General features: G+C 67.4%; 9 protein-coding genes and 1 pseudogene. 9 read left to right on the forward strand and 1 reads right to left on the reverse strand.

Going from position 1 to position 11,659, the window contains the following annotated elements:
• From GA0115254_RS22175 to galU, 6 genes and pseudogenes are all read left to right on the forward strand, one after another.
• Positions 1-578: pseudogene (locus GA0115254_RS22175) on the forward strand (ribonuclease E/G); the annotation flags it as partial.
• 391 nt (positions 579-969) lie between these two features.
• The gene (locus GA0115254_RS22180; protein WP_093897045.1) at positions 970-2,088 is read left to right on the forward strand and encodes a DegT/DnrJ/EryC1/StrS family aminotransferase; all 1,119 of its coding nucleotides are present in this window, start codon (positions 970-972) and stop codon (positions 2,086-2,088) included.
• Positions 2,085-3,104, forward strand: coding sequence for a Gfo/Idh/MocA family protein (locus GA0115254_RS22185; RefSeq protein ID WP_093897046.1), 1,020 nt, complete (start codon positions 2,085-2,087; stop codon positions 3,102-3,104). The genes GA0115254_RS22180 and GA0115254_RS22185 overlap by 4 nt, the downstream gene beginning before the upstream one ends.
• Positions 3,105-3,170: 66 nt before the next feature.
• A complete protein-coding gene (locus GA0115254_RS22190; RefSeq protein ID WP_256102730.1) occupies positions 3,171-4,814 on the forward strand; it encodes a glycosyltransferase family 2 protein in 1,644 nt (547 codons plus the stop codon).
• Positions 4,815-4,816: 2 nt separating this feature from the next.
• On the forward strand, positions 4,817-6,100 hold the full coding sequence (locus tag GA0115254_RS22195) for a nucleotide sugar dehydrogenase (RefSeq protein ID WP_093897047.1): 1,284 nt from the start codon (positions 4,817-4,819) through the stop codon (positions 6,098-6,100).
• Between the two features lie 87 nt (positions 6,101-6,187).
• Complete coding sequence (galU, locus tag GA0115254_RS22200; RefSeq protein WP_093897048.1) at positions 6,188-7,081, forward strand: UTP--glucose-1-phosphate uridylyltransferase GalU; 894 nt, start codon at positions 6,188-6,190, stop codon at positions 7,079-7,081.
• A 70-nt stretch (positions 7,082-7,151) separates the two neighbouring features.
• On the opposite strand, the gene wecB is transcribed toward galU, so the two are convergent.
• Positions 7,152-8,240, reverse strand: a complete 1,089-nt coding sequence (gene wecB, locus GA0115254_RS22205) for a non-hydrolyzing UDP-N-acetylglucosamine 2-epimerase (protein ID WP_093897049.1) — start codon at positions 8,238-8,240, stop codon at positions 7,152-7,154.
• A 245-nt stretch (positions 8,241-8,485) separates the two neighbouring features.
• On the opposite strand from wecB, the gene GA0115254_RS22210 reads away from it, so the two are divergent.
• The 3 genes from GA0115254_RS22210 to GA0115254_RS22220 are packed head-to-tail and all read left to right on the forward strand — an operon-like array spanning position 8,486 to position 11,604.
• Positions 8,486-9,640 (forward strand): glycosyltransferase family 4 protein, encoded by a 1,155-nt coding sequence (locus GA0115254_RS22210; RefSeq protein WP_093897050.1) that lies wholly within the window; start codon positions 8,486-8,488, stop codon positions 9,638-9,640.
• A 9-nt stretch (positions 9,641-9,649) separates the two neighbouring features.
• A complete protein-coding gene (locus GA0115254_RS22215) occupies positions 9,650-10,225 on the forward strand; it encodes a hypothetical protein (protein ID WP_093897051.1) in 576 nt (191 codons plus the stop codon).
• Positions 10,222-11,604, forward strand: a complete 1,383-nt coding sequence (locus GA0115254_RS22220; protein WP_093897052.1) for a glycosyltransferase — start codon at positions 10,222-10,224, stop codon at positions 11,602-11,604. Before GA0115254_RS22215 ends, GA0115254_RS22220 begins: the two co-directional genes overlap by 4 nt.
• The last annotated feature ends 55 nt before the right edge of the window (positions 11,605-11,659 follow it).

Below are 11,659 nucleotides of genomic sequence, written 5' to 3' on the forward strand. Positions count from 1 at the left end.
GGCCGGAGCCGGTCGTGGAGCCCGAGCCGGTCGTGGTCGTGGTGCCCGAACCGGTCGCCGAGACCCCGGTGGCCGTCGAGGCTCCTCAGGGCCGTACGCGCCGTCGGGCGACCCGTAAGGCGACCGCCCCGGCGGGCTCGCCGGCCCCGGCCGAGCAGGTCGAGGAACTGGTATCGGTGGCGGCCCCGGTCGTCGAGGCCCCGCAGCCCGAGGCCGCACCCGAAGAGGTGGTCCCCGAGGCCGCCCCGCCGCGTGCCCGTCGCCGGGTGACCCGCAAGGTCACCGCACCCGCGGGCTCGCCCGCAGGTGCGGACGCGGCAGAGGTCGTCGTGGTGACCGGTTCCGTCGAGCCGAAGCCCGACGCCGAGACCCCCGAAGCCGCGGAAGCGGAGGCCCCGGCGAAGAAGACGGCACGCAAGACCGCGAAGAAGGCCACCGCCAAGAAGGCAGCCACCAAGAAGACGGCGGCCAAGAAGACCGCGGCGAAGAAGACGACGGCCAAGAAGGCGGCGGCGAAGAAGACGGTTGCCGCGGAGCAGTCGTCGCAGCCTTCCGTCTCGGCCGACACCGAGAGCTGACCAGCGGTCGGACGGCAATGCAAAGGAGGTGCGGGTTCCCTTCAAGGGCCCGCACCTCCTTTGCATCCGGTTAGGCGGACGTGGGGCATGTGGGCCGCATCTCTTTGGTCGTAACCTCTACGAAACCCCCTGTGAAAACCCTGATAATGTGACGCGGCTGCCGTCGGATGTGCAATTCCCGAGAATGCTGACCGGCGCGTCGGCCCGCTTCAGGTAGGACAAGCCAGCCCTTATGCCCTGGGTGCATTGCCCTCGGGGTAAAAGGGTCATTTGCGCGCAATATATTGGTACAGAATCGGCCATGCGCCGAGGCGGCGGAGCCTCATCCGACATTCGCATGCCTTGGAGCCATCGCCGCTCACAGCTCTTGCGGTGTTCGAGGAGGACGTCCATGTCGAGCGACAACAGGGAAGCAATACCTGCTGCCCGGCCGGTGATCGGTGAGGAAGAGATCGAGGCCGTGGTGCGCGTACTGCGCAGCGGCCGGGTCGTGCAGGGCCCGGAGGTCGCGGCCTTCGAGGAAGGCTTCTCGGAGCTGGTCGACGGACGTCACTGCGTCGCGGTCAACTCGGGCACCTCGGCCCTCCATCTCCTGCTGCTCGCCCTGGGGATAGGCCCCGGTGACGAGGTCATCGTCCCGTCGTTCTCCTTCGCGGCCTCCGCCAACGCGGTCCGCCTGGCCGGTGCCGACGTGGTCTTCGCGGACATCGAGCCGGGCAGCTTCGGTCTGGACCCGGCAGGGGTCGAGGCCGCCATCACACCCCGCACGGCCGCGATCATGCCCGTCCATCTGTACGGCCACCCGGCCGCGATGGACGCGCTGATGCCGATCGCGCGGAAGCACGGCCTCGCGGTCGTCGAGGACGCCTGCCAGGCGCACACCGCCGCGCTGGACGGCACACCGGTCGGCGCTTTCGGTTCCGGCGGCACCTTCAGCTTCTACCCCACGAAGAACATGCACTCCCTCGAAGGAGGCATGGTCACCACCGCCGACGCCGAGGTCGCGCGCACCCTCAGGCTGCTGCGCAACCAGGGCATGGAGCAGCGGTACGCCAACGAGATCGTCGGCGCCAACATGCGCATGACGGACGTGTCCGCCGCCGTCGGCCGCGTACAGCTCGGGAAGGTGCTCGGCTGGACCGAGCAGCGGCGCGCCAACGCTGCGTATCTCGACCGGCACATCACCGCGCCGAACGTCACCGTCCCGCCCGTCGCCGACGGTGCACGCCACGTTTACCACCAGTACACCATCCGGGTGCAGGGTGACCGTGACGCCGCCATGGCCAGGCTGAGCGAGGCGGGCATCGGCAACGCCGTGTACTACCCGACTCCGATCCACCGGCTGAAGCCGTACTGGGAGCCCGACCAGAAGGCGGGCCGGACCTGGGATCTGCCGGAGACCGAGCGTGCCGCCGCCGAGGTCGTCTCGCTGCCCGTACATCCTTCACTGACGCCGGAGGACCTGGACCGCATCGTCGGCGCCGTGAACTCGCTGGGAGACATGCAGTGACCGCAGAACTGAGAGCCGGTCTGATCGGCCTCGGCTCGATGGGCCGCCACCACGCCCGTGTGCTGGCCGGCCTGGACGACGTACAACTGGTCGGCGTCGTCGACCCGATGGGGGACAAGAACGGCTGGGCGCAGGGCGCTCCCGTACTGTCCACGGTCGAGGAGCTCATCACCCTCGGTGTCGACTACGCGGTCGTGGCCTGCCCCACCGCGCTGCACGAGGAAGTCGGCCTTCAGCTCGCCGAGGCCGGTGTCTGCGCGCTGATCGAGAAGCCTGTCGCCGACACCGTGGAAGGTGCCCGACGGCTCGTCGACGCCTTCGAGTCGCGCGGCCTGGTGGCGGGCGTCGGCCACATCGAGCGCTGCAACCCGGCGCTGCGGTCGATGCGCGCCCGCCTGGAGGCGGGGGAGCTGGGCGAGGTCTTCCAGGTCGTCACCCGTCGGCAGGGCCCGTTCCCGCACCGCATCGCCGATGTCGGCGTGGTCAAGGACCTCGCCACCCACGACATCGACCTGACCGGCTGGGTGACGGGCCAGGCCTACACCTCGATCTCCGCCCACACCGTGTCGAAGTCCGGCCGCCCGCACGAGGACATGGTCTCCGCCGTGGGCCAGCTCTCCGATGGAACCATGGTCAACCACCTGGTCAACTGGCTGAGCCCGCTCAAGGAACGTTTCACCTCCGTCACCGGCGAGCGTGGCACCTTCATTGCCGACACCCTCACCGCCGACCTCACCTTCCACTCGAACGCCGCGGTGGCCACCGAGTGGGAGGCGCTGCAGGCCTTCCGAGGCGTCTCCGAGGGCGACATGATCCGGTACGCCATTGCCAAGCGCGAGCCGCTGCTGGTCGAGCACGAGCTCTTCCGGGACGCGGTGCGCGGCAGCGAGAAGGACATATGCACGCTGCAGGAGGGGCTGCGCACGGTGGAAGTGGCCGCAGCGGTCCTGGAATCGGCGAAGACAGGGCGCACTGTCACGACCTTCGTGGGGGAGCCCACCACCCATGGAACCTGAGAACAGCGCGAGGCTGTTTCCCGGAAGTACGCGCACATCCGTCGAGAGAGCCACTGAGGTGACCGTGTGACCGGCAGACCCGATGTCCCCGACGTAACCGTCGTCGTGGCCGTGTACAACACCATGCCTTACCTCACCGAGTGCCTGAACTCTCTCGTCGGGCAGTCCATCGGTCTCGACCGGCTGGAGGTCGTCGCGGTCGACGACGGTTCGACGGACGACAGCGCCGCCGAACTCGACCGCTTCGCCGCGCGCTACCCGGGTACGGTCAAGGTCGTCCACCAGCCCAACTCCGGTGGCCCGGCGATGCCGAGCAACCGGGCACTGGAGCTCGCCACCGGCAGGTACGTCTACTTCATCGGCTCCGACGACTACCTCGGCGAGGAGGCGCTGGAGCGGATGGTGACCTGTGCCGACACCCATGGCTCCGACGTCGTCATAGGCAAGATGGTCGGCACCAACGGGCGGTACGTGCGGCAGTCGCTCTACAAGGCCAATGATCCCGATGTCAGCCTCTACGGGCCCGAGTTGCCGTTCGCGCTGGCCAACACCAAGCTCTTCCGCCGCGACCTCGTGGAGAAGCACCAACTGCGCTTCCCCGAGGACGTGCCGGTCGGTAGCGACCAGCCCTTCACCATCGAGGCGTGCGTCCACGCCCGCAAGATATCCGTGGTGGCCGACTACACCTGCTACTACGCGGTGAAGCGCGGGGATGCCAGCAATATCACCTACCGCGCCAACCATCTGGCACGGCTCCGCTGCACGGCCGTGATCATGGACCATGCTGCCGGGCTGATCGAGGCCGGGCCGAACCGGGACGCCGTCTTCAAGCGCCATTTCACCTGGGAGCTCTCCAAGCTCATCCAGGGCGACTTCGTGGACCTCGACGAGGAGACGAAGCGTGAGATATGCGCCGGTATCACCCGGCTCGCCGACTCCTACCTGACGGACCCGCTCAGCGATTCGCTCCCGGCCAAGCTGCGGGCGAGGCTCCGGCTCGCGCAGCGCGGCGCCGTTGACGAACTCTGCCGAGCCATCAGCGAAGAGGCCGAGCACGGCGCGCCCCCCTTTCACCTGGAGGACGGCCGGGCCTTCGCCCGCTACCCCGGGTTCCGCGACGCGGGGCTGGAACTCCCCGACCGCTGCTTCGAACTGGTCGGGGAGATCGTCCCCGGACGCCTGGCCAACAAGACCCGGTTGATCGAGTCGGAGTGGGTACAGACCGGCGAGGAGCTGTCGCTCGCCCTGACGATACGGATCGGTGTCGTCGGCGACACCGGCTCCGCGGTCGTCCGTCTCGTCGAGGGCGCCATGCCCAAGAGCGCCGACAAGGCGCGCGCCCACCGCCTGCCGGACGGGCACGATCTGCCCCCGGCGCAGGGGGAGTTCACCCGGGAACTCACGGACGATGGCAACGCCACCGTGCTGCGGGCCCGGATTCCGCTCGAACCCCGTACGGCCAAGCGGGGCGTGCGGGTCTTCGTGGACGTGGCCGGTGGAACGTACGAGATCCCGGTACGCGGCGACGGTCGACCCATGCCGCTCGCCCGCAGGTGGCACGGCGAGACGGACCCGTACCGGGCCGCGGCGCGTCTCAACACCAAGGGCCGCATGGTGATCAGGACCGGCCCGCTCCATCCGCCCAAGAAACCGCTGGGCTCGCGGCTGCGATCCCTGTTGACCGGCACCAAGCGCTCCAAGAGGAAGTAACCATGAACATCTGTGTAGTCGCCCTGGGCAAGATCGGTCTGCCGCTCGCCGTGCAGTTCGCCGCCAAGGGCCACCGGGTGATCGGCGCCGACGTCAACGAGAAGGTCGTCGAGCTGGTCAACGCCGGCACCGAGCCGTTCCCCGGCGAGCACGACCTCGACATCAAGCTCAAGGAGACCGTCGAGGCGGGGCTGCTGACCGCGACGACGGACACCGCGTCCGCGGTTGCCCAGTCCGAGGCCGTCGTGGTCGTCGTACCCCTCTTCGTGGACGCGGAAGGCACGCCGGACTTCGGCTGGATGGACTCCGCGACCAAGGCGATCGCCGCCGGTCTCAAGCCCGGTACTCTCGTCAGCTACGAGACCACGCTGCCGGTCGGCACCACCCGTACCCGCTGGGCGCCGATGCTCGAAGAGGGCTCCGGTCTCAAGGCCGGGGAAGACTTCCACCTGGTGTTCTCCCCGGAGCGAGTGCTCACCGGCCGGGTCTTCGCGGACCTGCGCCGCTACCCGAAGCTGGTCGGCGGGATCGACGAGGCATCGGCCGCGCACGGTGTGTCGTTCTACGAGTCGGTCCTGGACTTCGATGACCGTACGGACCTGCCGCGCCCCAACGGCGTCTGGGACCTGGGCACTTCGGAAGCGTCCGAGCTGGCCAAGCTCGCCGAGACGACCTACCGCGATGTCAACATCGGTCTGGCGAACCAGTTCGCCCGCTTCGCCGACCAGCAGAACATCGACGTCCTCAAGGTCATCGAGGCCTGCAACTCCCAGCCCTACAGCCACATCCACCAGCCGGGCATCGCCGTCGGCGGGCACTGCATCCCGATCTACCCGCGGATGTACCTCTGGAACGACCCCTCGGCGACCGTGGTGCGTTCGGCGCGCGAGGCCAACGCGGCCATGCCCGAGTACGCGGTCGATCTGCTCGCCGCCGCCTATGGCGACCTGGACGGGGTCGGTGTGCTGGTGCTGGGCGCGGCCTACCGCGGCGGAGTGAAGGAGACGGCCTTTTCCGGCGTCTTCCCGACCGTCGAGGCACTGAAGGAGCGCGGTGCGGTGCCGTTCGTCTCGGACCCGATGTACACGGCCGAGGAGCTGACCGCGCACGGCCTCGTCCCGCACGAGGGCCAGACCGTCACCGCCGCGATCCTCCAGGCCGACCACGCCGAGTACCGCGAGCTCGCCGCCGCCGATCTCCCGGACGTCCGCGTCCTGGTCGACGGCCGTCGCACGACGGACCCGGCCCGCTGGGCGGGTGTGCGGCGCGTCGTCATCGGCGGCTGACCAGCCCACGCTTTGAGAACCGTACGAGACCCCGACGGCTTGCCCTCGGGGTCTCGCGTTGTGTCAGGAACGAGACTCGGACGTCAGATGATCAAAAAGGCTGTTATCCCCGCGGCGGGTCTGGGAACCCGCTTTTTGCCGGCCACGAAGGCCACTCCGAAGGAAATGCTCCCGGTCGTGGACAAGCCGGCGATTCAGTATGTGGTGGAAGAGGCCGCGGCAGCGGGTCTTTCCGACGTGCTGATGATCACGGGCCGCAACAAGCGCCCTCTGGAGGACCACTTCGATCGAAACCACGAGCTGGAGTCCGCCCTCCTCCGGAAGGGGGACGCAGACCGGTTGCTCAAGGTTCAGGAGTCGAGCGACCTGGCCACCATGCACTACGTACGCCAAGGTGCGCCGAAGGGGCTCGGACACGCGGTGCTGTGCGCCGCTCCGCACGTCGGCGACGAGCCGTTCGCGGTGCTTCTCGGCGACGACCTCATAGATCCCCGCGATCCGCTGCTCTCTCGCATGGTCGACATTCAGACGCGCAAGGGTGGCAGTGTTGTGGCACTGATGGAGGTGGAGCCCGACAAGACGCACTTGTACGGCTGCGCGGCCGTCGAAGCCACGGAAGAGGAAGACGTCGTCAGAATCACCCGGCTTGTCGAGAAGCCCGCGCCCGCTGACGCGCCGAGCAACTTCGCGGTCATCGGCCGGTATGTGCTGGCCCCGGAGATCTTTCCGGTCCTGAGGGGGACGGAGCCGGGCCGGGCCGGCGAGATTCAGCTGACCGACGCGCTCCAGGTGCTTGCCGGTGACGAGAAGATTGCCGGACCCGTACACGGTGTCGTCTTCCGTGGGCGGCGCTACGACACCGGTGACCGGGGCGAATACCTGCGTGCCATCGTCGGGCTCGCCTGTGAACGTGAAGACCTGGGACCGGACTTTCGGTCCTGGCTCCGGCGTTATGTGACCAAGGAAATGCCCGAAGACTAAACGGAACCGGTCTTCAGGTCACCGGGGTGGTGCGTTGCCCACGGGCGGGCAACGCACCACCCCGGTCAGGTCAGCGCTTGTGCTGTTCCAGCAGCTCGACGACGCGCTGGGCGGCCTTGCCGTCACCGTAAGGGAAGCCACGCGGCGTTGTCGGCGACGGTCGTGTGGCGATCCCGGCCCAGTCGGCCGGGGACAACTCGTCTGGGTTCGGCACCAGTTGGTTCCAGCCGCCCTCCAGAGTCTCCACCCACTCCGTCTCCGGTCGGATGGTCGTGCAGACCCGGTCCAGAAGGAACGCTTCCTTCTGCAGGCCTCCGGAGTCCGTGACCACGCCGGAGGATCCGAGTACCGCGGCGATCAGGCCCGCGTAGGGCAGCGGCCGTCCGGCATGCAGGGAACCGCGGTTCAGGTCGATTCCATGCTGTTCGGCACGTGCTGTCAGCCGGGGGTGTGCCAGCAGAGCAACCGGCAGAGGAAGGGCCGCGAGGGCGCCGAGCAGGGCGTCCAGCCGCTCCGGGGAGTCGGTGTTGTCCGGTCGGTGCAGGGTGGCCAGCAGATAAGGGGCATGGGGATCGATGCCGTCCGGCAGAGCGGGCGCCGATTGCACACCCGAGGTGATTTTGTCCCGGATCCGGAGACAGACGTCCACCATGACGTCGCCGGCCAGCACCGAGCGTTCTGCCAACCCCTCGTTGGACAGGTGCCGCATGGCCTCTTCCGTCGGAGCGAGAAGGAGGTCGGCGGCGTGATCGGTGAGGATGCGGTTGTGCTCCTCCGGCATCCGGCGGTTGAAGGAGCGAAGACCGGCTTCCAGGTGCGCGACGGGCAGGTGCATCTTCACCCCGGAGAGCGCGCCGGCCAGGGTGGAGTTGGTGTCTCCGTACACGAGTACCCAGTCGGGGCGTTCAGCGGCCAGCACGGGGTCTATGGCAGCGAGCACGCCACCGGTCTGGATGCCGTGGCTGCCCGAACCGATACCCAGGTGGACGTCCGGATCCGGGATGCCCAGGCCGGAGAAGAAGACATCGGACAGGTCCGCGTCGTAGTGCTGGCCGGTGTGCACGATCACGTGCTGGTGATCGGTCGCGGCGAACGCGGCCGCGATCGGTGCGAGCTTGACCAGTTGGGGGCGCGCGCCCACGACGCTGAGGACCTTCATGATGGATGTGCTCCTTGCAGAGGCGGTAGCGGCAGGCTACGCGTGAGGCAAACAAGACGTGCCACGTCCCGCTTCAGCCCGGTGACGTGGAAGTGAGGAATCGCCCCGATGATAAAGTGTGCTTTCAAGACTGGGTTGCGCGGAGGAAGTCATAGATGAACGAGGCGGCATCCCGTGACGTAGCAATTGTCACGCCTTGGTATCCCTCAAGGGAGCTGCCTTTCCGCGGAGCCTTCGTCCAAGCAATGGTCGATGCCACGGCGCCCGGCTGCGACAACGCCCTCGTGTACCACTGTGACACCTGGGTCTCCCGAATGAACCCGCGGACCACGGACGCGGTGGAGGCAGCCAACCGGACCCTCGCTCCATTGGCCGTACGCCCCACTCCGACAGTGGGTGGCGCACAGCTGGTCCATCTGGCTGTCACCACCCCCCGGAGTCAGGAATTCGGGCCTCTCGCGCGGAATCATGAACGGCAGCTGCGGGCGGCCCTGGGCGGAAATCCCATCGCCGCCCCGGTGGTACACGCTCACGTCGGGTTGCCCGGTGCCTGGGCCGCTCTGCAGAATGCCCGCCCGGACGCCCGTGTTTTCGTGACCGAGCACGCCACCTACCTGGATCGGGTACTGGCCGAGCCGGACGCGCGCGCCCTCTACGACGAGGTGCTGCACCGGGTCGATGGGTTCTTCGCCGTCGGTGAGCCGATCCGTGACGTACTGACCGCTGCGTTCCCCCATCACGCGGAGAAGATCCAGCAGATCCCGAACCCCATTTCCTTCCGTGAGAAGCGGACTGTCCCGGTCACCGAGCTCCGCAGGTGGCTCTTTCTGGGTGGCTTGATCCCCCGCAAGGGCGTCGACCTGTTGGTCGAGGCGTTCGCCCAGTGTCACGCCAAGGATCCCGCGCTGACGCTCACGATGGTGGGAGAGGGCGAGCTGCGCGCACAGCTGACCGCGCGAGCGACCGAGCTGGGGCTTGAAGACGCGATCCGATTCCTCGGAGCTGTACCGCCCGACGCGGCGCTGAACCTCATGCGTGAGCACGATCTCTTGGTGCATCCGAGCCGGTACGAGACGTTCGGCATGACAGTGGTGGAGGCAGTCGCCGCGGGTATGCCCGTTCTCGTCACGCGTTGCGGCGGGCCGGAGGAGACCCTCGCGGGCATCGAGAGCGTCGCGGGCGAAATGATCGACGTCGAGGACGACCCGGAATCGATCACTGACGGTTACTGGCGGCTGCGGGACCGTTTCGACCGTGATGTGGATCTGGAGCTGGCCCAGAAGACCTTGGACGGTCGTTACGGTTACGAGGCCGTCGCCGAGGCTCATTACCGGCTCTGGTTCCCTGCCGCGACGCACAATCAGGGTGAGGATTCCGAACGGGCCGGCACCCTCGAATGATGGAGTGACATGCAGGTTCTTTTCCTGGCCCTCGGCGCATCGCGCAAACGGGCGGTCCTGGACGAGTCGGCCGAGGCCGCATCGAACGGCGGGCAGGTCATCGTCGTTGTGGACAAGAAGAAGTCCTGGAGTGGTGTGCAGTTCGCGCCAGGTGTCACGGTCGCGACCTTCAAGGAATTGGAGGGGCGTCACCTGCCCAGAAGAGTGGAGCACGCGGTGTTGTACCGCGCGCCGCGAGCGACAGTCCGTGCGATCGGCCAGGGGCCGCTGCGCAGCCGATCGCGACGGGCGCTCGAGATGTATGAGCGACGGGTGGCCGGCCGGGTGCATCGCAGAGTGTTCGTGCCCTTGCACCGCCGTCTGTGGCCCGATGCCCGGTCCCGCATGGTCAGCGCGGCGTTTGCCGCTCGCGGTGGGCTCGACCTGTTGGTGGTCAGTGATGCGCTGTCCGTTCCCCGTGCGGTGGAACTGATGGAAGCCTGGGCCGTTCGTGGGCCCCTCCCGCGGGTTTGCTACGGCCTGGATTACGACGTACCTCCCACAGCTCAGCGATCGCCGATCGCCTCCACACAGGGACAACGATGAACAACCGTAGTGGCCGACGCCTTCGGGTGCTCTATCTGGCCTTCTACTTCCCGCCCTCGCGTGCCAGTGGCGTGTACAGGGCCAGGGCGACGGCCAACCACCTGGCGGAAAAAGACTGGGACGTCACCGTCTGTGCCGCGCCGCTCGACTTTCTCTACGACGTCATCGGGTCGGTCGACGAGGGCCTTTCCGAGACTGTCGACCCACGCATCAGAGTCGAACGACCGTCCCTGAACCAGTACTCCTGGCAACAGGACCTCCGCAGCTTCAGCAGGCTGCGCCGCACGTTCCCGCTCATGGCACGACGCCTTTACGAGTTCGGCCAGGAGAAGGTTTTCCCCGAGCGCTACGCCTCGTGGGCGCGGGCGTCGGTGGCCCGCGCACTGAAACTCCACGCGAAGAAGCGATTCGACGTCGTCATTGCGACGGGAAATCCATTTGCTTCGTTCGGGGCGGCCTGGCTGTTCAATCGCCTCACCGGAGTGCCGTATGTCATGGACTACCGTGACTCCTGGACGCTGGACCTCTTCACCGACGAGCCGGCCTTCCCTGACAGGCACATCGCATGGAAGTGGGAGAAGAGGGCCCTTGAGCGGGCCTCCGCTGCAGTTTTCGTGAATGAAGCACTGCGCGGCTGGCATGCGGAGCGCTACCCGGACGTGGCCGACCGCATGATGGTGGTCCCGAACGGCTGGGACGCCGATGTGATTCCCCCGGCCGCGGCGCCGGATGCGGACCAGGAGCCGGTCAGTGCCGAGCGGGCGCCGCAACCGCTGAAGTTCGCCTACCTCGGGACGCTCACCGGCAAGCAGCCGGTGGAAGAGATGGCTGACGCGTTCAAGATCGCCCGTAGGCACCCCGAGCTGGCCGACGCCGAACTGCAGATACACGGGCACTTGGGATTCTTCAAGAACAGCCCGCAGGCGTTGCTCCAGCGCCTCGGCCTCGACGACGCTGCCCGTGAGCGCGGGGAAGAGGACACCGGCCTTCGCTACTGTGGTCCGGTCTCCAAGACGGAAGTAGGAAAGGTCTACGAGGACGCCGATGTACTGGTGTTCTTGGCAGGCGGCGGGAAGTACGTCACCTCGGGCAAGATTTTTGAGTACATGGCATTCGGTCATCCCATTGTCTCCGTGCATGCGCCGGGAATTGCGGCCCAGGATGTACTGGAGGGTTATCCGCTGTGGTTCAACGCGAACAGTCTTGACGTGGACGCGTTGGCTTCATCGATGGTGGCAGCCGGAAAGGCTGCCCGGGACCTCGGGCCGGAGCAGCGGGAATCGGCTCGGAGGCATGCCGATATTTACACGCGTGAGGCCGTCCTGGTTCCGTTTGAGGAGCGGCTGAGGGAAATTGTGGGTCGCCCGGCCGCAGAGTAGGTCCAGGCATCGGTGGGTGCAGACATGAAATCGCCCCGCCCTCCGTTCATGGAGG

It is taken from the genome of Streptomyces sp. Ncost-T10-10d (assembly GCF_900091955.1).
Taxonomy (GTDB): Bacteria; Actinomycetota; Actinomycetes; order Streptomycetales; family Streptomycetaceae; genus Streptomyces.